The following is a 21,946-nucleotide window of genomic DNA, read 5'->3' as shown; positions in this document are numbered from 1 at the left end:
GAAGATACTCAAAATCAAAGTGCCGCGACACACGGCGCTCATATAACTTATAACGTTACAGGTGTCCGCCATGTCGTATAGAACTCCCGTTCGTAAACCCCTGATTGCCGCAACGACTTTTGCATCACTGTTGTTGTCCGCAGCCGCATCACCGCTTGTTTCTGCACAGACTCAAGAGCCAACTCTGGCTTTAGAAGAAGTGTTGGTTACCGCCCGTCGCCGGGCAGAAAACTTACAGGATGTGCCTATCGCGGTGACGGCATTGAGTGGCGATGCGCTGCGACTTGCTGGCGCTCAGGATATTACCGAGCTCGCGCAGTCGATTCCCAGCGTGACCCTTGAGCCCTCCCGGGCAACCAACACCACACTGACGGCGTTTATTCGCGGCGTTGGCCAGCAGGATCCACTAGCGGGTTTTGAGCAGGGTGTTGCCCTGTATCTGGATGACGTATATCTGGCGCGGCCTCAGGGCGCTTTGCTGGATGTGTATGACGTTGAGCGCATCGAGGTATTGCGGGGACCGCAGGGCACGCTTTACGGACGTAACGCCGTGGGTGGTGCCATCAAGTATGTCACCCGACGCCTTTCTGACGAGGTAGAGGCTAGCGTTCGCGCATCCTACGGTACTTACAATCAGGCGGACCTTGTGGGCACCGTGTCTGTTCCCGTGAGCGACAACTTTCGTGTAGGTGCAACGGTCGCTTCGTTTAATCGCGACGGTTTCGGTGACAACCTGTTCACCGGTGGTGAGCAGTACGACAAAGACATTTTTGGTTACCGCTTGTCCGCTGAGTGGGAGCCTACAGAAGACATTCTTGTTCGCGTTGCCTATGACAACACTGACGACCAATCCTCGGCGGTAGCGGGTTGGCGGCCTTATCCCGGTGCTTTTAGTGGCACTCCCTCACCCAGCAGTGTGTTCGACACCAATGCTGGCGCGAGTGTTTTGCCATCCACCGCAGGTATTAATGGCAACAACCAGGTTGAGTCAGAAGGCTGGATGGCCTCAGTAGATTGGAATGTTAGTGACACCATGACGCTGCGCTCCATCACAGCCGGACGTGAGGATTTGACGGAATCCGTCATCGACTTCGACAGCCTTGCGACGCCTGACTTCGATGCTCCGGTGATCTATGACAACGAGCAGTTCAGCCAGGAGTTTCAGCTGCTGTGGAACACCGATCGCTTTAACCTCGTACTGGGTTACTACTACCTTGATGCTGAAGCTGCCAACGACTTTGACGTTGTGCTGGGTCTTTTGGCTCCCGGTGGTCTTACTGCCTACACCGGTGGTGTTGTGGAGACCAAGTCCTGGTCCGTGTTTGGTGATTTAACCTATGAGCTTACCGATCGCTGGTCTTTGTCCGTTGGTGGTCGTTACACCGAAGACGAGCGTTCCGCAGATATTTTCAGAGGTACTTACCTTGGAACTGGCTCGCCGTTCTTTGGCAACGACAGCGCTTTTTTGTTGGCGGCAACCAGCGACTACGAAGCCCAGCGAACCTACTACGATTTCTCACCTCGGGCGAACTTAAGCTACTCATTAACCGAAGACGTCACGGTCTACGGTGGCTATAGCCAGGGTTGGAAAGCCGGAAGCTTTGATCCCCGGGGTGCGAACTTTGCAACGCCAGCAGTAGAAGAGGGCTTTGATCCAGAGGAACTGGATTCCTGGGAGTTGGGCATTAAGTCCACCTGGTGGGATGGACGGGCGATCACCAACGTCGCGCTGTTTTACAGTGACTATCAGGACATGCAGATTCCAGGATCCGTCGGTGTAGATAGCGATGGCGATGGGGTGAATGACAGTTTTGTCGGCACTGTGACCAACGCCGGGCAATCCGAGATTTCGGGTCTGGAGATTGAGGGCAACCTGCTGTTTACCGAGCATTTCAGCATGCAGTTTTCTGCAAGCTTGCTTGATGCTTCCTTCAAGGAGTATCTCGTCGGCGGTGTAGATGTCTCCAATGATCGAGATATTCAGAACACGCCAGAAGAGATGGCCTTTGTGGGTCTGAGCTACAACACCGACCTGGCCGGCGGAACGCTGCTGATTAATACCAACTACTCTTACAAGGGCGATGTGCAGCAATTCGAAATTGCCGCAGCGGATATTGATCAGGAGGCTTACGGCTTGTTGAATGCAAGCATCGTCTGGACCAGTGGAGACGAGCGCTGGCTGGTGGGCCTGCACGGTAAGAACCTGACGGACGAAGAGTACCGTACGGCCGGTTACTGCTTTGGCACCAGTGGCTGCCCATCTGCACTCGGTTTGGAAAACAACACAACGGTCTTCTTCGGTCCGCCCACCACGGGCTTTGTCACCGTCGAGTACCGCTTCCAGTAAACAGTTGCCTGCATCGCCTCCCTTAGGGGCGGTGCAGGATTTTTTCTGGAGAATCTTGTGATGCGCGAATTTCCTGCGCTGTCTCCTCTGTTGCCTGAAATCCTCGCTTTACATGGACGCTGGCGGTCCGAAAAGCTTGCGGTGGTGACTGACGAGACGCATAAAACCTGGTCAGAATTTGTTGCCGATAACCATCACTTTGCCCACGGCTTGCTTGCGGCGGGTATAAAGCCTGCAGATCGTGTGGGCGTCTTTATGGGGAATGGCTACCCCATGCTCACCGCGCTGTTTGGCACGCTTGCCAGCGGAGCGGTATCGGTTCCCCTCAATACCTCGGTCTCCGATGCGGCGATTGTTGCCATGTTGGGTGATGCCGGCATTAGTGCGCTGATTGTTAGCGACGAGTATCGCGGGCGGTTTGACGCTCTGTTGCCCCAATTGCCTGAGGGCCTGTTGTGTATCAGTGATACCGAAACCAGCGGATGGCAGTCCATGGCGTGCCTGGCGTCGGGGCAGCCTGATACGCTGCCAAAAGTGTCGCTCAGTCACGATGCGCCGCTGAATATTATTTATAGCTCCGGTACCACGGGATTACCCAAAGGCATCTTGCATACCCATGGCGGCCGGCGAGACTGGGCCTATGACCTGACCATCGCACTGCGCTATCACGGTGGTGCACGAACGCTGCTCACTATCGGTTTGTACTCAAATATTTCCTGGGTAGCGATGCTTTGTACTTTGCTCTGTGGGGGGGCGTTAATAGTGCATCCGCGCTTTGATGCACTGGCTTTTTTGGAGACCGTAGAGGCACAGTCCATTACCCACACGGCGATGGTGCCCATCCAGTTTCAGCGGGTTTTGGAGGCGCAGGCACAGTCACCACACGATCTTTCGAGTATGCAGGCCATGATGAGCTGCGGATCACCGCTTCACGAGGGACTCAAGCGAGCGCTGTTTGAGGAATTTCCCTGCGGGGTTATCGAGCTCTATGGTCTTACTGAAGGCATTATCACGACTCTGGATCCCGAGGATGCCGATGGACGTTGGTCATCCGTAGGTAAACCGCTCGTGGGAACAGACCTATTGATTATCGGGGACGACGATAAGCCCTGCGCCCAGGGCGAATCCGGAGAAATCGTATCGCGTGGCCGCATCACTATGCCCGGGTATTGGCAGCGAGAAGATGCCAATGCCGCGGCACGCTATGTAGATGCAGATGGGCAGCTGTGGCTGCGCTCCGGAGATATTGGGTATCTGGACGCTCAAGGCTACCTTTACATCGTGGATCGAAAAAAGGACATGATTCTGTCCGGCGGCCAAAATATCTATCCCCAGGATATTGAAGCGGTGCTGGTAACCCACCCGGCAATTGAGGACGTTGCAGTCATTGGTGCAAGCAGTGAGCGCTGGGGAGAGACGCCTATCGCCCTGGTGGTGATGCGTGACGAAGATACAGCCATGGCCTCGTTACTGGAGTGGGCCAATGAGCGTCTGGGTAAGCAGCAGCGATTGGCTGACTGTATTCCCATAGGAGAGTTGCCGCGCAATCCTAATGGCAAGATACTCAAGCGCGAATTGCGCAAACAGTATGGAGAAAAAGCCTATGCCTGAGATCAGCGAAACTTCTGATTTGCAGTACACCGACCTATGGTACGAGAGCGCCGATGGTCTGCGGCTGTACGCAAGAGATTATCCGGGTCCTGAGTCCTCCCAACTGTTGCCGGTGCTGTGCATGCATGGCCTTACGCGCAATTCAGCTGACTTTGCATGGATCGCTGCGCATCTTGCCAAGACGCGCCGGGTAGTGAGCGTTGATCAACGAGGCCGCGGCTTGTCTGCTTACGACAGCAACCCAGCGAACTACACACCGGCGACCTATGTGGAAGATATGTTCACCTTGTTGGATAAGCTGGCCATCGACAGGATGCTCATCATTGGCACGTCCATGGGTGGGCTGATGAGCATGCTCATGGCCAATATGCAGCCCGAGCGTTTTGCAGCAGTGGTACTCAATGATATTGGTCCCGAGCTTGATCCCGTGGGTCTTGAGCGCATCAAGAATTACGTAGGCAAGCACCGGGAGATTCGCAATTGGGATGATGCTGTAGCGCAGACCCGGGAAATCAACGAGGTGGCATTTCCAAGCTATACGGATGAGGAGTGGCTACGTTTTACCAAAGGACTCTACCGTGAAGTAGATGGCGTTCCACAACTGGCACATGATGCGGCCATTGCTCAGGCAATCCTGGAAGCAGACGGCAATGCGGTACCTCCGGATTTATGGCCACTGTTTGCCAACATGGCAGCTATACCAATGCTCCTGGTGCGAGGCGCGGTGACTGATCTTGTGGCTATGGATTGCGTTGAGAAAATGCAGAAGCTCTCTCCAGGCCTGCAGGTGGTCAATATTCCGGAGCGTGGTCACGCGCCCATGCTCGACGAGCCGCTTGCGGTTGAGGCTATTGACGAGTTTTTCTCGTCAGTAGACCCAGGCTGACTTACGTTCCTGGGCGCTGAGCGCACTGGGACCGCAGCGGCGGTCCTGCTAGAGTGCAGCCCCATACAGTAGGAGCTCACATGCGCAAGATAATCGTCGGAATCAGTGGTGCCTCGGGCATTGTATTGGGCTTGCGGGCTCTGCAGATGCTTAAGCAGGCAGGGGTTGAATCACATCTGGTGATGAGTAAGTCTGCTGAGCTGACGCTTCATCATGAGCTGTCCATCAGCGCCGAAGAGCTCAAATCTCATGCGGATGTGGTTTATCCGGTTAAAAATGTTGGCGCGGCCATCGCCAGTGGCTCGTTTATCACCGACGGTATGCTCATCGCTCCGTGCTCGGTGAAAACCATGTCGGAGATCGCTACGGGTGTAACTTCGACGCTGCTTACCCGTGCGGCGGATGTGGTGCTGAAAGAGCGCCGTCGTTTGGTTCTCATGGTCCGCGAAACCCCGTTACATACCGGACATCTGCGCACAATGACCTCTCTGTCGGAGATGGGTGCTGTGATAGCGCCACCTGTTCCTGCCTTTTACACCGGCGTAGACACCCTCGATGAATTTGTCACCCAGAGCGTCGGTCGCAGTCTGGACCTGTTTGGAATAAGCGATACCTCTATCAGCCGCTGGCAGGGCTGAGGCATTAACGCAGACCCTACAGCTCCAATAAAACCCGATTTTCGTCGTCACGGGCTATTGCTATTCGCGGTAGTGCTTCTGGATATGATTGGCTTTGGGATCGTTATCCCGATTCTGCCCTTCCTATCCCCAAAGTTGGGTGCGAGTGACTTTGACATTGCCATGATTATCGCCAGTTATGCGCTTTGCGCCGGGGTGGCTGGGCCCTGGTGGGGAAAACTTTCGGACCATATTGGGCGTAAGCCGGTGCTGATGATCTGTACCAGCGGCGCGGCTCTGGCATATCTGCTTTTAGCCTCTGCCGAGAGTCTGGCCATGATTTACGTCGCTCGTGCTTTTGCCGGTCTTATGGCGGGCAACTTTGGTGTTGCTTCGGCAATGATGGCCGATATCACGCCACCAGCGGAACGCGCCAAGGGCATGGGAATGATTGGTGCGTCCTTTGGTCTTGGTTTGGTGCTCGGACCCGTTTTGGGAGGCTTACTGTCCGGGCCTGATGGAAGTTTTTTCATTCCCTGTCTGTTGGCAGCGGTGATGTCGGTGCTTGCGGTTATTGCGGCATGGTTTTTTCTTCCGGAATCACATCATCGCGACAAAACCCAGGCGCACGATAGCGCTGTAAAAAAACAGTCTTTGTGGAGCGTATTGCGTCAGACCCAGAGTCGCCTGCTCATGCTGCAATACATTTGGCATACCAGCAGCGTGAGTGCCGCGACGTACTTGTTTCCCTTGTGGGTTTACGCCTTGCTGGATTGGAATGCCCGGGAGGTGGGTATTGTGTTTGGCGTTCAGGGCGCGATCATGGCTCTGACCCAGGGCTTACTGATGGGGCCGTTAGTTAAACTACTCGGCGAGCTGCGCTTGTTGCGTATCTGTGTCAGCAGCTTTTTCCTGGGCATGTTGATGACAGTTTTTGCTCAGGGCGCAGTGGCGATGGTCGGTTCGGTACTGGTGGCGCTCACGGGAGCAACACTGTGTATGCCGGTGCTTAACTCCTTTACGAGTCAGCGCACTGCGCCGCAACTGCGCGGAAGGATGATGGGTGCCGCCGGTGCGGCTGCAGCCTGGGGACGCGTATTGGGTCCATTGCTCGCCGGATTGCTATTGACGGTGGGCGGTTTTCGACTGGCCTGGTCTTTACCTCTGGCGATGGTGGCGATGTACTGGCTTTGGGCCTTTAGTCGCTGGCCAAAACGTCCGGTGCCTGATTTCGACTAAGCACCCGGATCACGTAAGATCCTTCCCCGAAATTCCGACTTAAAAATCGTAGAGGCGAAAGGTATGACAGATTCATTGTTTGATTTGAGCGGCAAGATTGCCCTGGTTTCCGGTGCGAGTCGCGGAATCGGTGAGGCCATAGCCCGACTACTCGCCAAGCATGGAGCGATGGTGATTGTCTCGAGTCGCAAACAGGAAGACTGTCAGGCCATTGCAGATTCCATCGTTGAGGCCGGCGGCAAGGCAGAGGCTTTTTCTTGTCATGTCGGTCGCATGGAAGACATCAGCGCAATTTTTGAGCACATTCGCGGTACCCACGGGCGCCTGGATATCTGCGTTAACAATGCGGCGACCAATCCCTACTTCGGACATATCCTTGATACGGATCTTGGCGCTTTTAACAAGACCGTAGAAGTGAATATCAGGGGCTACTTCTTTATGTCTGTAGAAGCCGGGAAGCTGATGCGTGAGCACGGCGGCGGTGCCATCGTGAACACTGCCTCAATCAATGCTTTGCAGCCGGGTCCCATGCAGGGCATTTATTCCATCACCAAGGCAGCGGTGGTGAGCATGACAAAGTCCTTTGCAAAGGAATGCGCTCCTTTGGGAATTCGTTGCAATGCGCTGCTTCCCGGGCTGACCAAAACCAAGTTTGCCGGTGCGCTCTTTGAACACGAAGATATTTATAAAGAAGCGATGACTAAAATCCCCATGGGGCGTCACGCAGAGCCCGAGGAAATGGCCGGTACGGTTCTTTACCTCGTGTCTGATGCAAGCAGCTATACCAACGGAGAATGCATCGTCGTGGACGGTGGGCTTACCCTTTAGGCTTCTTGCAGATAAGGGAAACCGCCTTCTTTGATGTACAGCTCGCAGGGGCTATTACCCTGCGGGCTCAGAGAGCTTCCCGGGGGCAGTCGCAACCAGCAATGCTGGGGATAGTCACCATGTTCGTCAGAAAACTCTCCGTCAAGCACGAACAACTCGGCCCCTTGGGGGAAATTGAGTTCTCCGACACTTCCCGGGGTACTCCAGCGTTCCAGACGCATGTGGTCGCTAAAAGGCTCCTGAGCATAGAGCTTCTTCCAGCTTACGCCCGGGCGCACACTTGAGCGCCATTCGCTTTCGTTAGTATTGAGCGCGATATGGTTACGGCTATCTCCGGGAAATTGTCGAAGCTTGACGAACAAGAGACAGCCATTTTCTGAAAAAGGCCCGTGACTGAAGCCTTCGGGATTCAGTAGGTAGGTTCCTGCGGGCCAGTCGCCATGCTCGTCAGAAAACACGCCGTCAAGGACAAGTATCTCTTCGCCATCGGGGTGCGCATGAGCCGGAAATCTACTGCCCGGTTGATAGCGCACTATGGACGTGACTTGCCCACTTTCGGCAGGGCCCACGCGATGCAGACGCTTGCGCAACACTTCGCCGCCGGGACTTGCTTCCCACTCCTGAGTACTACTGTTGACTACGATGCGACTACTGAGACCACCGGGTTGCGCGCTTGCTGTCATGTTCATACCTTTAATAATTCACCTAACTTGGACGTTATACGTGTCAAAGCGTTCCCCTGATTAACAGGAAGCTTTTTGTTCCCGCGCGGCTGCGATAAAGTGACCCCATGCCAAAAATACTCGTAACACACCAACTCCCCGGCGAGCGGATTCACCAGCTGCCCGATCATTGCGATATGAATGTTTGGATGGGCCCGGGCCTGTTACCCGCCTCGGGCTTGCGCGATGAACTCGTCGGCTGCGATGGCTTGCTCTGTCTGCTCACTGATCGAATCGACGAGGCCCTGCTCGATGCTAATCCGAGCCTGCGCTTTATCGCCTCCATGTCTGTGGGGGTTGATCATATTGATCTGGCCGCTGCCACAGCAAGAGGCATTCCTGTGGGTAATACGCCGGGGGTCCTGGTAGAGACTACCGCTGATGCCAGTTTTGCACTGCTGCTAGCTGCGGCAAGGCGTCTCGTGGAGGCAGATCGATTTGTGCGCGGCGGACATTGGCGCAGCGAGAATGCCTGGTCGCCGGAGTTTTTCACCGGTAAGGATGTTGCTGGCGCCACACTTGGTATTGTGGGATTGGGCGAGGTGGGCCAGGCAGTTGCCCGACGCGCGGCAGGTTTTGGGATGAAGGTGATTGCCTGGAATCGCAGCCCTCGCGAGGTCCCGGGGGTCGAAGCTGTCGAGCTGGATGAGCTTATGGCGCAGAGCGACTTTGTCAGCATTAACGTCGCCCTTGGTGAAGAGACCCGAAACCTTATTGATGCCCGACGACTGGGCCTGATGAAACGCGACGCCGTTTTGGTAAATACGGCTCGAGGCGGCATTGTTGATGAGGTGGCACTGGCGGATGCGCTGAGTCATGACAGGCTTGCCGCGGCAGGTTTAGATGTTTTTGAGCGAGAGCCCGTTCCTGAGGATCATCCCTTACTGAGCTTGCCCAACGTTGTAGCCACGCCCCATATTGGCAGTGCCACGCTGTCTACACGGGCGAAAATGGCCGATATGGCGGCACAGAACATGCTCGCGGCCCTAAGCGGAAAGCAAATGCCTAATTGCGCTAATCCCGAGGTTTACTCCTGATCCTGAAGTCCTGCGTCGCTGGCCGGTGAGTACATGATCAGCTTTAGCGACCTGCTGTCGCTCAGCACAGCAGACTTTGAATTGCCCAGCGATGTATCTGGCTGCCGTTTGTTTGAGGCTCAGGGTTATCGCTGGTTATGCAGTTCCAGCGGTGCCATCCAAAGCGCACTATGTATCAGTGACCCCTCTGCCCTGGTGCTCGCCAATCATCGTGCCATGATGTTGGCAGCGTTACTCCCACAGCGGGTGTCCTCTGTGCTTGATCTTGGCAGCGGCGGGGGAGGGTTTCTTCGCCACCTTCGGGCGTGGAAGCCTGCACCGCGTCTGTCGGGCGTGGAGATGAGTGGTGAGATGCTCAACGCGGCGCGCGAGTACTTTTCGCTGCCCGAGCAGCAGTTGATTTACGTGGGTGATGCGATCGATTTTATCGGGCGTGATCGCGCTCATTACGATCTGGTGTTGTGTGACTTGTTTTGTGATCGGGCTGCGCCCGAGGCGTTGCAGGACGAGTTATTTTTCGCAACGCTTGCCAGGCGTCTTAATGAGGGCGGAGCTATTGCGCTCAACACCTTGCCCGATTCGGCGGGCGCGCTTGTTGACATTGTGAATGCGGCGCAACAGCACTTTGCTGGCGTGGGTATTGTGCAGATGAGCGAACTGGGTAACGTCCTGTTGTTTTTACAAGCAGATGCTCTTGCCGATAGCGAGACCCTGGGTGCGCGCCTGGCGCAGTCTGTCTACAAAGATGATGCTGACGTGGCGCAGGCCTTGGCCGCACTGCGCCGCCTTGAGAGATGAGAGTGCAGCAGCCTAAGGCCTGACTTGGCCCAGGGTTAACGCGCGGGTGGCAGTGTCGACAGGCCCTGGCGAATAGCCTGACGCACGGCTCTGGTATCGACCTTGTTGGCATCCTGAATAAGCGATGTCACGCGAACCTGCCACAGCAAATCAGTGGTCTTGTTGTCCAAAAATACCAGCATGAGGTTGCCGGTTTGTTTGTCAGCGCTTAGCGCATAGGCGTTATCGACAGACGCACCATCTACCTGACGTCCGATCATTGCGCTGGGGTAGGGGGTTACGTTTGAGGAGGTACTTTCGAGTAATCCCTCGTTAACACCCGCTGCCGCCACATAGTCGACTAAAAACTCTGCTTCGCTTTTAGGCACCAGCCGGTAACCCAGTTCTGCCATGCGTTCTTCAATGGCTTTGCGGATAGCAGGATCAGCCTGATACAGCTTGTCTTTGGAGTAAGCCGTTTGCGTAAGCGCTTCGCTTCTCCAGCCGAAGTTGGTGTAGCCCGTCGATACAAACGCAGCCGTATCTCCCGGAATGCTTTCTACGCCACTGCAGGCGCCCAGAATGCCCAGTGAAAAAAGAATTAAAACGCTCTGGAGGATTTTGTTCATGACATTCCTTGTGCGTGCGGTGCAAAGCATTGCGATGTTAACAACAGTGCTGCGGTATTGCGATGTGACAGCCCTAGCCGCGCTGGGACTTTCGGTATTGGGAAGGAGAGAGCCCCACGGTTTGGCGAAACATGCGGGAGAAGTACAAAGGATCCAGATAACCAAGATTTGCGGCAATAAACTTTACGCTGTGTTGTGTGCTGTCCAGAAGTCGGCAGGCAGCTTCCATCTTCATATGCAGAAAATGGCGCATGGGCGAGTAGCCTGTTTCGGCCTTGTAGCGTGTAGCAAAGTGCTGGGGCGTGAGTCCGGTAAAGGCGGCAAGTTCTTTTAGGGACAGCGAACTGCTCACTCTTTCACGCATAAAGGATTGCAGCTCAAGCAGGCGCATGGTTCCCATGTTCTGCCCCCGCTGGCGGTCACGGCAGAGCGCAAACTCCGCCAACAGGTGCCGCAGACGATTGGCGGCGCCTATAAACGCATCGAGACTGTAGCCAGTGCTGCCCACCGTTAACATTTGCTCAAAGCCAGTGAGCAGGGACGGTTCCACGCCGCTGTGAATGCGGTAGTCGCCTTCTATGAGAAGGTGTTCGACGAAGGCCTGCGCGTCAGTGCCCTGAAAGTGAACCCAATATAACGTCCATGGAGATAGCTCATCTGCGGCGTAGCTGTGTTCCAGCGCCCGGGGAAGGATCACCGTATCACCGCTGTTTACAGAAAATCTGCCAGCGCGCGTCTGTACCCAGCCCCGGCCCTCAGTGCAAAACAACAGTAGATTGTCATCGTGTTGTTCTCGCCGCATGAAGTGCCCGTAGGCATTGGGGTAATGGCCCATGGCGGTGGGATAGCACCCCGAGGTCAGGGGATGTTTTTGCAGCGCTTCCAGCAGGAACTTTGGGGTTAGAACGCGCGCCGCAGTGGCGGATAAGGGCCAGTTCGAAGGGCGACTCACTGTATAGTCTCCAAAAGCAAATAATCTTAATATTATCCATGTATTTGCAGATTTCGTCGCTACTTCTTAACGCCCGGGCCTGCTACATTGCAGATTGTCAGTTTTTAAATTTTTTGGGAGTTCCCACCATGACCCGCAAGATTCCTCTCTATATTAACGGCGAGTTTATGATCGGCAGCAGTGATCAGACTTTGCCGGTAACCAGCCCCGCCACTCAGGAGCTCCTCGCCGAAGTGACTTTTGCCACCTCCAAAGAGGTGGATTTTGCGATGGCCAGCGCCAAAGAAGCGTTTGCGACCTGGCGCGAGGTACCAATTTCCGACCGGGCGCGCTTGATGCTGCGCTATCAGGCCCTGCTTAAAGAGCATCACGATGAGCTCGGCGAAATTCTTGCCAAAGACACGGGCAAGACTTTTGAAGATGCCAAAGGTGACGTCTGGCGTGGCATCGAAGTGGTAGAACAGGCTGCGAATATCGCCTCATCGATGATGGGTGAAACCGCCGAGAATGTTGCCGGGGGTATCGACACCTACAGTTATATGCAGCCGCTGGGTGTGTGCGTGGGTATCACGCCGTTTAACTTCCCCGCTATGTTGCCTCTTTGGATGTTCCCCCTGGCGATCGCCTGCGGAAACACCTTTGTGCTGAAGCCCTCCGAGCAGGTGCCGATGACGCCAGTGCGTCTTATCGAACTGTTTATCGAAGCCGGAGCTCCCAAAGGTATTCTTAACATGGTGCATGGCGGTGCAGAGCAGGTCGATCAGCTGTTGAATCATCCGGATACCCAGGCGGTTTCTTTTGTCGGTTCGTCTCGCGTAGGCGAGCATGTGTATAGCACTGCCACTGCTGCGGGCAAGCGTGTGCAGTGCATGATGGGTGCCAAGAATCACATGGTGATCATGCCCGACGCCGACAAGAACGCGGTGCTCAATGCATTGGTAGGTGCGTCTGTGGGCGCGGCTGGTCAGCGTTGCATGGCGATCTCCGTAGCGGTGTTTGTGGGCGAGGCTGCCAACTGGGTTCCCGAACTCAAAGAGCGCCTGGAGAAAGTACGCCCCGGTGCCTGGGATGATGCCGGCGCGGCTTATGGTCCCATTATTTCCAAAGCGGCTCACGCGCGCGTCCTGGACCTCATTTCCAAGGGCAAGGCCGAGGCGAACTGTGTGCTGGATGGATCCGAGTGCAGCATTGAGGGCTTACCGGATGGTAACTGGGTAGGGCCCACGATGTTCACAGGTGTCACGCCTGATATGACCATCTATAAGGAAGAGATTTTTGGACCGGTACTGTGTTGTATGGAGCTTGAGACCCTGGACGACGCTTTGGCGGTTATCAATGCCAACCCTATGGGCAATGGCACCTCTATTTTTACCAGCTCCGGGGGCGTGGCGCGCAAGTACCAGCATGAAGTCGCCGTAGGACAGGTGGGTATCAACATTCCTATTCCAGTGCCTCTGCCGTTCTTCTCTTTTACCGGTTGGCGTGGTTCTTTCCGCGGAGACCTGCACCCTTATGGTAAGCACGCAGTGCGTTTTTACACCGAGACCAAGACCGTTACCGCGCGCTGGAGTTACGCGGAGCCGGAGTCAGGGAAGCAGCCCAATATGAGTATTAATTTACGCTAGGGCGACGCTATGGATTTCTCTCTGAGCGATGAGCAGCAAGCATTTGTAGACAGCGCCCGGGCCTTTTCTGACGGCGTTCTGGCGCCGAATGCGGCGCTCTGGGATGCCGAATCGATCTTTCCTAAAGAGGCGTTGGCGGCGGCGGGAGAACTTGGATTCATGGGCATGTACACGCCCGAGGACGCCGGGGGGCTGGCACTGTCACGCCTGGATGCCAGCCTGATCGTTGAAGAGCTGTCGCGTGGTTGTACGACCACCGCTGCTTTTTTGACCATTCACAATATGGCCACCAGCATGATCGGACGCTACTGCAGCCCAGGGGTGATTGAGCAGTGGTGCCCCGACTTGGTGATGGGGCAAACCCTGGCTTCTTACTGTCTTACGGAGCCCGGTGCAGGCTCCGATGCAGCATCGCTGCGCACCCGCGCCGACAAAGACGGCGACGATTACCTGGTTAACGGTAGCAAGGTATTCATTTCGGGCGCGGGAGAGACTGATGTACTCGTGGTAATGCTGCGTACCGGCGATGCGGGGCCAAAAGGCATTACCGCCTTGCTCATCCCTGCCGACGCGCCGGGTATCACCTATGGCAAGAAAGAAGAAAAGATGGGTTGGAACGCACAGCCCACGCGCATGATTAGGTTCGACAATGTGCGAGTACCCCAGGCCAATCGTCTGGGCGCAGAAGGTCAGGGCTTTGCCATTGCCATGGAAGGACTCGACGGTGGGCGCATTAATATAGCGACCTGCAGCGTAGGGACGGCACAGCAGGCGTTGCAAGAAGCTACTGCCTACGTGGCTGAGCGCGAGCAGTTCGGACAGGCCATTGGCGAGTTTCAGGCCACGCAGTTCAAGCTTGCCGATATGCTCACCGAAGTCGTTGCTGCGCGACAAATGGTGCGTCTGGCGGCCAGCAAACTCGATTGTAAAGATGCCCAGGCCAGTACCTACTGCGCTATGGCAAAACGATTCGCCACGGATCTTGGTTTTCGGGTGTGTAACGACGCGCTGCAACTGTTCGGGGGTTACGGCTATATCCGTGAGTACCCCATGGAGCGACACGTTCGTGACACCCGCGTGCACCAGATACTGGAAGGCACTAACGAAATCATGCGCGTCATCATCGCCAGGCGGCTGATGATGGATGGCGCATTGGAGGTTATTCGATGATCAGCAGCAACTCCCCCAAACTGCGGGTAGAGCAGCAGGGCCATACCGCACTTGTGACTATCGACAATCCGGCGGCAAACACCTGGGATACAGAGAGTCTCCCGGCGCTACGTGATCTGGTTGCAGATCTTAATGCCCAATCAGACATCTATGCTTTGGTTCTCACCGGTGCTGGAGAGAAGTTCTTTTCTGCCGGCGCCGACCTTAAGCTTTTTGCCGATGGTGATCCCGAGACCGCGGGTGCCATGGCCCGTTTGTTTGGCGAAGCATTTGAGGCACTTGCGGATTTTCGTGGAGTGTCTGTCGCTGCCATTAATGGTTTTGCCATGGGCGGTGGTCTGGAAGTCGCTTTGGCCTGTGATATCCGCATCGTCGAGTCCCAGGCAAAACTGGCACTACCCGAAGCGCGGGTGGGCTTACTGCCCTGCGCCGGCGGTACACAGCGTCTGGCTCAGCTGGTGGGTGAGGGTTGGGCCAAGCGCATGATTTTATGTAATGAACGTATTAACGCAGCTACCGCTGAGCGCATCGGCCTCGCTGAAGAGGTGGTAGAGACGGGTTCGGCGCTCGAGCGTGCATTGGCATTGGCTGCCCAGGCCGCGCAGCAAAGCCCCAGTGCCGTGGCGCGTTGTAAGCGCTTAATCCACAGCGCGCGAGATAAGGCTATTGGTGATGGCCTTGCCGCGGAGCGTGATTTGTTCGTGGAGCTATTCAGTACTGAAGATCAGCGCGAGGGAGTCAATGCCTTCCTGGAGAAGCGCGAGCCGGAGTGGAAGAATGCCTGATGCCGTATGGGTTCGCCTTGAGTCTGCCGCAAACGGCAAGTTGGGCCGACTGACACTTAATAGTCCCCAAACGCTTAACTCGCTCACGCTTGAGATGGTCGATCTGATTCAGAGCGCACTTGATGAGTGGCGTGACGATCCCAGCATCGCCGCAATCGTTATCGACGGCAGTGGCGAGAAAGCATTCTGCGCCGGTGGCGATGTGCATGCGCTACATGCCTCGTCAGCGGGTACCCCCGGTGGTCCCTGTGAGTACGCGGAGACGTTTTTTGCGCGGGAATACCGTATGAACTACGCGCTGCATACCTACGCCAAGCCTATCCTTTGCTGGGGACATGGCATTGTCATGGGGGGCGGACTGGGTGTGATGGCCGGCTGCTCCCATCGGGTAGTCACCGAGGCCACTCGAATAGCGATGCCCGAAGTGAGTATTGCGCTGTTTCCCGATGTAGGCGGCAGCTGGTTTTTGAATCACATGCCCGGCGCCAGCGGGCGTTTTTTGGCGCTAACTGCAGCGTCAGTGAATGCCACTGACGCCTTGTTCTGTGGTTTGGCCGATCGATTTATTGGTGCTGATCAAAAAGAAGCGGTGATGTCTGCACTGCAAGAAGTGCATTGGGAGGCTGATGCAAAGACTAATCATGGGCATATGCGACATGTGCTGCGCGGCTTTAGCGATAGCACAGCGCTTGAGCTGCCTGCGGCTCAGGTAGAAGCGCATCTACCGGCTATCAACGCCTTGTGTGATGGCGATGATATTCACGATGTCATTGATCGCATCACAGCTCTGGACACCGAAGATCGCTGGTTGGCCAAGGCGCGCGATGGCTTGATTTACGGATCAAAGTTGGCGGCGCTGTGGATCGACCGTCAATTGTTTGAGACCCGGCACAGTTCTCTCAAAGAGGTGTTTCAGAGTGAGGTGCAGTTGGGCACTAACATCATGCGACATCCGGAATTTGCTGAAGGGGTGCGCGCGCTACTCATCGACAAAGATCGAAGCCCCGCCTGGCTCTACTCAGACTCTCGCGCCGTGCCGGCGGACCTGCTGGCGCAGTTCTTTGCCGCGCCATGGCCGCAAAATCCCCTCGCCGATCTTTAAGCGTTTTTAAGGAATACAACGATGCAACAACGCGTAGCTTTTATTGGTCTTGGCAACATGGGCGGCCCCATGGCGGCAAACCTGCTGGCCGCTGATTTTGCGGTCACAGTGTTTGATCTGGCCCAAGAGGCCTGTGCCATGTTGGCAGAGCAGGGCGCGACAGTGGCAACCTCTGCTTTGGATGCAGCACAGTCTGTGGATTTTTTAATCTCCATGTTGCCCGCCGGTAAGCACGTAGCGGGACTTTATCTGGGTGACGATGGTTTGTTGGCTACTCTGGATACCAACACCACGGTACTAGATTGCTCGACCATCGACGCCGAGACTGCCCGAGAAGTCGGCGAGGCAGCAGCCGCACGCGGCATTGGTTTTTTGGATGCGCCGGTGTCCGGCGGTGTCGCAGCGGCGCAGGCGGGAACTCTGGCGTTTATGTGTGGCGGCGATGCGGGCGTGTTCCACAAGGCTCAAGCGGTGCTGGATGTTATGGGGCGCGCAAGCTTTCATGCCGGTCCTGCCGGTGCAGGCCAAGTCGCAAAGGCCTGCAATAACATGTTGCTCGCAGTCCATATGCTGGGCACCTGCGAGGCTTTGGCCATGGGGGAGCGCCACGGGCTGGATCCTGCACGCCTGTCCGAGATCATGCTCGCAAGCTCCGGTCGTAACTGGTCTTTGGAAGTCTATAACCCCTGGCCTGATGTCATGGAGGGCAGTCCGGCAAGCAAGGGCTATCAGCCTGGCTTTATGGTGGATCTTATGGCCAAGGACCTGGGTCTTGCGATGGATGTCGCGCAAACTGCCGGCATCGATAATCGCATGGGGCAGCTTGCGCAGACGCTATATAGCGAGCACCAGAGCGCGGGCAACGGCAGCCGGGATTTCTCCAGTGTGCTTGAGCGCTACCGCAGCGACAGCTAGGCCTGCACTAAGCTACGGCTTGTCCAGTAACACGCGGGGCCTTGTCGTCTGCAAGATCTTGAGAAGTAAGAAACCAGCGTAAATCATCACTCCTTTGCGGCTGGCACTCCAAGGAGGCATCGGCGAGTTGCTGGGCGTTCGCCCCCGCTTGCAGCACTTCTTGTGCTTCGCGCAGCAGCGCAGCAAAGTCCGGCGCAGATGGCCGTATCACTGTGGCATCGTCGTCGGTGTTGGCAGGATCTAAACTAACCGGGAGCACGCGGGGTTCATTGCGGTGACGCCACAGTCCTGACTGTGCATCCAGACAATAGCTCGCCAGAAGCTTGTGCCCATGTTGTGCAATCAGTTCCAGGGCGCTCAACATATAGTCAAACTCCTCGTCGCCGATAAAGTAATTGAAGCTGAGTCGCACCCAGCCCGGGCGGAGGGCAACATGACCGTCGATAATCTGCTGATCCAATGCCTCGGATTGATCGTCACTTAAGTTAAGCAATCGATGCCCATAGGGGCCAGCACAGGAGCAACCGCCCCGGGCCTGGATACCAAATAAATCATTGAGTAGGGCGACGACAAAGCCGTAGTGAAGCTCTAGATTTTGATGGGTAATACGCAGCGAAAAAATCGCCAAACGTTCGGCGTCCTTGGGTCCCAATACATCGATATTGGGATGTGCCGATAGCCTCTCCATGGCTCGCCGCACATAGCTTTGCTCTAGCGCTTCTATGTTCGATACGCCTATCGCCTGCTGAAGTCCTATGACTAGACCAGCGCGGACAGATTCCACAATGGCTGGTGTTCCGGCTTCTTCGCGTCGCTCTATATCTGCGAGATAACGATGGCTTTGTGGAGAAACGAAACCGACGGTGCCGCCACCTACGACGGCGGGCACGGCATTGTCGGCAAGCGCTGCTTTAATCACCAGAATCCCTGGTGTTCCTGGGCCACCAATGAATTTATGAGGGGACAAAAACACGGCGTCGATCTCGGCGCCGGGAGTGTTCATAGCAATGCTGACGTAAGGGCCTGCCGCGGCATAATCCCAAAACGCCAATGCGCCTGCGTGCTTAAGTAAGCGGGTGATACCAATAACGTCGCTGCGAATGCCGGTCACGTTCGATGCCGCCGAGAAGCTGCCGATACGTAAGGGCCGATCTGCGTATTGCTCAAGCGCGCTGCCCAAAGCCGTTTGATCTATGCCCCCCTGTTCATTGAGCGGGATCGGGACTACGTCAGCAATGGTTTCCCGCCAGGGCAGCTCGTTGGAGTGGTGCTCATAGGGGCCGATGAAGATAACGGGTCTTTCGGCTGCAGGTACATGACTACTTAGACCATAGCGCTCATCGAGTTCCCGAGGCAGGCGCAGATTAAGTATCTGGATTAGTCGGTCTATCGCCGCGGTGGCGCCGGAACCGCAAAAAATCACGCGATCGTTCTCTTCACAGCCTAAAGCATCTGCAACGATCTGCCGTGCCTGCTCCCTAAGTGCGGTGGACTGCGCGCCGGTGAGCGAGCTCTCGCTATGGGTGTTGGCATAGAACGGTAGCACCGTTCGTTGCAGTTGCGCTTCTACAAAACTTAAGGAGCGCCCCGATGCGGTGTAGTCTGCGTAGACCAACGGCTTTTGACCAAAGGGCGTTTGCAGCGGCAAGTAACGGCCGATCACTGATTCGCGGATGCGTTGGATAAGCTGATCGTGCGCCATGGCTGTGTGTGTCGCTGTGAATAGAACTACAATGTAGTCGCTATAGGGCGCGACATTGTCGAATTTTTGATCTATATTTTGTCAATCAACGCGACAAATGTCCTGTAAAAAACCAGAACTGATATCATTTTGTCGTTTTTGCAAATTTCTAGTGAAGTAACTGCTTATGAGCGTGGCCTTGGACAGTATTGATCGGCGCATCCTGCGTGCCCTCCAAGATGATGCGTCCCTGTCTCTTGCGGATCTTGCTGAGCGGGTTGCGCTATCGCGCTCCGCCTGTGGTCGACGCCTGCAGAAGCTTGAACAGGCCGGTGTGATGCGCGGTCGTGTCACATTACTCAACGGCCCCGCCGTGGGGTTACCACTTACGGTGTTTATCACTGTGCGCACGAGTCAGCACAATGCCGCGTGGGCAACAAAGTTTTCTGAGGTGGTGGAATCGATTCCCGGAGTGCTGGAGGTGTATCGCATGGCCGGGGACGTGGATTATTTGATCAAGGCCGTGGTTGCCGACATGGGAGACTACGATCGTCTGTATCAGGAACTGATCAAGGCTGACCTACTCGACGTCAGTGCAAGCTTTGTGATGGAAGAGATTCGCTACAGCACGGCGCTGCCTATTTGACTTGTGAATCGCTAGCTCTCCTTTTAGCTAGCCTGACACGTAGGCTCATGATTCTGCTGAACCATAGGCTGGATGATGCTGTGCTGCCTGCATATTTAATGCCTGAAGCGAAACCTTTTTGCTGTGCTTCGACACCCAGTGCGAGCCCACCTCAGCAAAGCCAAAACGGCTGTGAAAAGCGCGCGAGGCAGGGTTAGGTGGGTCTATGCTGTACTCACAGGTAATGACTTCTATACCCTGTGACTGTGCTAAATCAAACATGTCAGCATAGAGTCTGCCTCCGACTCCCCGGCCAGAAAAATCGGCACGGACAACAACGCGATCCACATATAGGAAATTTGAAAATCGTTCGCTAAACCATCGGTAGTTATCGTTTTGGTATGGCGCATCAGAGGCAATTGCAATGAGAAATGCCACTACCACCTCGTCCACCGTTGCAACTCTATGGACGCTCGAAAGAGTGACCAGCGAGCGAAGATGATCTTCATCCATGGGACTTGTCTGCAGCACTTCCGATTCATTGAGTGCTATGACCTGTTTGAAATCATGCGCAGCAATGTCGCGGATGGCGATCATGAGTGACCTCACAAATGCGTTGTGGCTAGCGCCGGAGAGTGAGTGCGTGCCATATTGTGACAGGGTTGATGTTTCATCTCATCAGTAAATCTCTCGTCGTGTATGGAGTATTCACAGCTACCAATTTGCTTGAGTAGCGGACCCCACCGTTACTCACTTTTCTCACTCAATAAGGAATTTGGAGTGATAGACTTTTGGATGCAGTTCGTCCGATAGCAGCGCCCACATCCTATGAAGGCAATTACTTTTACAAAGTACGGTCCCGCCGAAGTTCTGCAACTAAGCGAAAGACCAAAACCTATAGCGAAAGATCACGAGGTTCTGATTCGAGTGCACGCAGCAGAGGCGACAAAAGCCGATGTGGAGATGCGTCGCTTTAAGTTCGCTGTAAAGTGGTTTTGGCTGCCACTACGTATGGCTTTCGGCATTACAAAGCCCAGACAACAGATCCTCGGCGGTTATTTCTCGGGGACTGTTGTGGAAACCGGAAAGCATGTTTCGCAGTTCCGCCAGGGCGAAGAAGTCTTTGGTGCCACAGGACTCAAGTTCGGCGCATATGGCGAGTATGTTGCATTGCCAGAAGACGCCACCATCGTTCCTAAACCCAGCAACATGAGCTTTGTGGATTCAGCGGCGGTACCCCTGGGCGGGCTCAATGCCTTGCATTTTTTGCGCCTTGCTGAGCTTAAAGCAGGTGAGCAGGTGCTGATTAATGGCGCCGGCGGCAGTATTGGTGCGCATGCGGTTCAGATCGCCAAGTCAATGGGTGCAAGGGTCACTGCAGTGGACAGCGCTATAAAGGAGAGCTTTGTTCGGCGTATGGGTGCGGATTGTTTTATCGACTATGCCGCCGAAGATTTTGCAGTAAAGGGCCAAAGCTTCGACGTGATCTTCGACATGGTCCCCGGCAGTTCCTATGGTGCTTGCATCGCTGCACTGAAATCCGGCGGTCGTTACCTGGTGGGTAATCCTCGCCTTTCGGTCATGCTTCGATCGGTTTTCACCACGCGGTTGAGCGATAAAAACGTTCGCTTCGCCTTTGCGCGAGAGTCCAAGGAAGAATTGTTGGCGCTCAAAGAACTCATCGAAGCAGGAAAAGTGACGTCAATCGTCGATCGGGTATATGCAGCCGAAGAGGCGGTTGATGCACATCGTCGGGTGGAGACAGAGCAACGTTTGGGGGCAGTTGTTATTGAGATTGCCGATCTGGATGCTTGCCCCTGAAGTTATGATCGATGGGCGCCCGCTAAAGCTCTCTTAGCGTGCGCCCTCTCTGAAATTCTTGATGACGTTGGCCACGTAAGCCTGTAATGCCGGCGAAAAGCTATCGGCTTCGTTCTCCCAGTATCGTTTGGCGAAAGTTGTTTGGTGGGTGGTGACGTACAGCTCCTGGTCATATATCTGGAGAACCTCTAAGTCGATCACCCCAAGCTCGTACTGCAGCACAGCTCCGTCCATTAATGTTAGAAAGGAATGCCAGTAAAACGCTGCGAGGAGATATTCCTTGGGCGTCAGTTCCTCTTCGTAGTAGATTTTGTAAACGACGTCGAATAGCGCAGGATTACTTTGCACCCGGGAAATACTCTCGGATATTGCGGTTTGAATCGCCAGGGATGCATCGCTCTTTGTCGCAAGCGTGTTTTGCGACACTTCAATAGTCAGGAATATGATGCCAATCAGAACCCCTACGTTGGCCAGGGCCTCTGTCCATGCGGCAAAGGTTTTCATTGTGAGTATCCTCGGTTAACTATTCAGAGCATTGACGCTGAGTATTGTCTGGATGCCGCCGATATGGATAGTA

General features: G+C 55.2%; 21 protein-coding genes. 15 read left to right on the top strand and 6 right to left on the bottom strand.

Translation table 11 applies throughout. From position 1 onward, the window contains the following. Positions 1-70 precede the first annotated feature (70 nt). From R0135_RS11050 to R0135_RS11025, 6 genes are all read left to right on the top strand, one after another. The gene (locus R0135_RS11050; RefSeq protein WP_407346907.1) at positions 71-2,347 is read left to right on the top strand and encodes a TonB-dependent receptor; all 2,277 of its coding nucleotides are present in this window, start codon (positions 71-73) and stop codon (positions 2,345-2,347) included. A 60-nt stretch (positions 2,348-2,407) separates the two neighbouring features. Further along, positions 2,408-3,958, top strand: coding sequence for a class I adenylate-forming enzyme family protein (locus R0135_RS11045; RefSeq protein ID WP_407346906.1), 1,551 nt, complete (start codon positions 2,408-2,410; stop codon positions 3,956-3,958). Continuing rightward, complete coding sequence (locus R0135_RS11040; RefSeq protein ID WP_407346904.1) at positions 3,951-4,844, top strand: alpha/beta fold hydrolase; 894 nt, start codon at positions 3,951-3,953, stop codon at positions 4,842-4,844. The genes R0135_RS11045 and R0135_RS11040 overlap by 8 nt, the downstream gene beginning before the upstream one ends. A gap of 80 nt (positions 4,845-4,924) precedes the next feature. Continuing rightward, positions 4,925-5,482 (top strand): UbiX family flavin prenyltransferase, encoded by a 558-nt coding sequence (locus R0135_RS11035; protein ID WP_407346903.1) that lies wholly within the window; start codon positions 4,925-4,927, stop codon positions 5,480-5,482. Positions 5,483-5,566: 84 nt separating this feature from the next. Next, positions 5,567-6,700, top strand: coding sequence for an MFS transporter (locus R0135_RS11030; protein ID WP_407346901.1), 1,134 nt, complete (start codon positions 5,567-5,569; stop codon positions 6,698-6,700). A 63-nt stretch (positions 6,701-6,763) separates the two neighbouring features. Further along, complete coding sequence (locus R0135_RS11025) at positions 6,764-7,528, top strand: SDR family oxidoreductase (RefSeq protein WP_407346898.1); 765 nt, start codon at positions 6,764-6,766, stop codon at positions 7,526-7,528. Here R0135_RS11025 and R0135_RS11020 read toward each other — a convergent pair. Beyond that, on the bottom strand, positions 7,525-8,211 hold the full coding sequence (locus R0135_RS11020) for a cupin domain-containing protein (protein WP_407346896.1): 687 nt from the start codon (positions 8,209-8,211) through the stop codon (positions 7,525-7,527). The genes R0135_RS11025 and R0135_RS11020 overlap by 4 nt on opposite strands. Positions 8,212-8,318: 107 nt before the next feature. On the opposite strand from R0135_RS11020, the gene R0135_RS11015 reads away from it, so the two are divergent. Next, complete coding sequence (locus R0135_RS11015) at positions 8,319-9,287, top strand: 2-hydroxyacid dehydrogenase (RefSeq protein WP_407346895.1); 969 nt, start codon at positions 8,319-8,321, stop codon at positions 9,285-9,287. A 33-nt stretch (positions 9,288-9,320) separates the two neighbouring features. Further along, positions 9,321-10,085 carry a spermidine synthase gene (locus R0135_RS11010; protein ID WP_407346893.1) on the top strand — a complete coding sequence of 255 codons (765 nt, stop codon included), beginning with the start codon at positions 9,321-9,323 and terminating at the stop codon, positions 10,083-10,085. A 35-nt stretch (positions 10,086-10,120) separates the two neighbouring features. Here R0135_RS11010 and R0135_RS11005 read toward each other — a convergent pair whose 3' ends face one another. Next, positions 10,121-10,693 carry a DUF4136 domain-containing protein gene (locus R0135_RS11005; protein WP_407346892.1) on the bottom strand — a complete coding sequence of 191 codons (573 nt, stop codon included), beginning with the start codon at positions 10,691-10,693 and terminating at the stop codon, positions 10,121-10,123. Positions 10,694-10,766: 73 nt separating this feature from the next. Beyond that, positions 10,767-11,645: a helix-turn-helix domain-containing protein gene (locus tag R0135_RS11000; RefSeq protein WP_407346891.1), complete on the bottom strand. Its 879-nt coding sequence runs from the start codon at positions 11,643-11,645 to the stop codon at positions 10,767-10,769. 128 nt (positions 11,646-11,773) lie between these two features. Here R0135_RS11000 and R0135_RS10995 point away from each other — a divergent pair, with 128 nt between their 5' ends. The 5 genes from R0135_RS10995 to mmsB are packed head-to-tail and all read left to right on the top strand — an operon-like array spanning position 11,774 to position 17,242. Continuing rightward, the gene (locus tag R0135_RS10995) at positions 11,774-13,270 is read left to right on the top strand and encodes a CoA-acylating methylmalonate-semialdehyde dehydrogenase (protein WP_407346890.1); all 1,497 of its coding nucleotides are present in this window, start codon (positions 11,774-11,776) and stop codon (positions 13,268-13,270) included. Between the two features lie 9 nt (positions 13,271-13,279). Next, entirely contained in the window at positions 13,280-14,440 is a 1,161-nt protein-coding gene (locus R0135_RS10990) for an acyl-CoA dehydrogenase family protein (RefSeq protein ID WP_407346889.1), read from the top strand. Next, positions 14,437-15,225, top strand: a complete 789-nt coding sequence (locus R0135_RS10985; RefSeq protein ID WP_407346888.1) for an enoyl-CoA hydratase — start codon at positions 14,437-14,439, stop codon at positions 15,223-15,225. Before R0135_RS10990 ends, R0135_RS10985 begins: the two co-directional genes overlap by 4 nt. Then, positions 15,218-16,327 carry an enoyl-CoA hydratase/isomerase family protein gene (locus R0135_RS10980; protein WP_407346887.1) on the top strand — a complete coding sequence of 370 codons (1,110 nt, stop codon included), beginning with the start codon at positions 15,218-15,220 and terminating at the stop codon, positions 16,325-16,327. Before R0135_RS10985 ends, R0135_RS10980 begins: the two co-directional genes overlap by 8 nt. A gap of 21 nt (positions 16,328-16,348) precedes the next feature. After that, positions 16,349-17,242, top strand: coding sequence for a 3-hydroxyisobutyrate dehydrogenase (mmsB, locus tag R0135_RS10975; protein WP_407346886.1), 894 nt, complete (start codon positions 16,349-16,351; stop codon positions 17,240-17,242). 7 nt (positions 17,243-17,249) lie between these two features. Here the strand turns inward: mmsB and R0135_RS10970 are convergent, their stop codons facing one another. Continuing rightward, on the bottom strand, positions 17,250-18,944 hold the full coding sequence (locus R0135_RS10970) for an aminotransferase class V-fold PLP-dependent enzyme (protein ID WP_407346885.1): 1,695 nt from the start codon (positions 18,942-18,944) through the stop codon (positions 17,250-17,252). A gap of 166 nt (positions 18,945-19,110) precedes the next feature. On the opposite strand from R0135_RS10970, the gene R0135_RS10965 reads away from it, so the two are divergent. After that, positions 19,111-19,569 carry an Lrp/AsnC family transcriptional regulator gene (locus tag R0135_RS10965; protein WP_407346883.1) on the top strand — a complete coding sequence of 153 codons (459 nt, stop codon included), beginning with the start codon at positions 19,111-19,113 and terminating at the stop codon, positions 19,567-19,569. Positions 19,570-19,614: 45 nt separating this feature from the next. On the opposite strand, the gene R0135_RS10960 is transcribed toward R0135_RS10965, so the two are convergent. Then, entirely contained in the window at positions 19,615-20,145 is a 531-nt protein-coding gene (locus R0135_RS10960) for a GNAT family N-acetyltransferase (RefSeq protein ID WP_407346882.1), read from the bottom strand. A gap of 231 nt (positions 20,146-20,376) precedes the next feature. On the opposite strand from R0135_RS10960, the gene R0135_RS10955 reads away from it, so the two are divergent. Next, a complete protein-coding gene (locus R0135_RS10955) occupies positions 20,377-21,369 on the top strand; it encodes an NAD(P)-dependent alcohol dehydrogenase (RefSeq protein ID WP_407346880.1) in 993 nt (330 codons plus the stop codon). A 33-nt stretch (positions 21,370-21,402) separates the two neighbouring features. Here the strand turns inward: R0135_RS10955 and R0135_RS10950 are convergent, their stop codons facing one another. After that, a complete protein-coding gene (locus R0135_RS10950; RefSeq protein WP_407346879.1) occupies positions 21,403-21,873 on the bottom strand; it encodes a hypothetical protein in 471 nt (156 codons plus the stop codon). Between the last annotated feature and the right edge of the window lie 73 nt (positions 21,874-21,946).

The sequence above is a fragment of the Congregibacter variabilis genome (genome assembly GCF_045689235.1).
GTDB classification, from domain to species: Bacteria; Pseudomonadota; Gammaproteobacteria; order Pseudomonadales; family Halieaceae; genus Congregibacter; species Congregibacter variabilis.
This window is presented reverse-complemented; position numbering and strand designations above follow the sequence as displayed.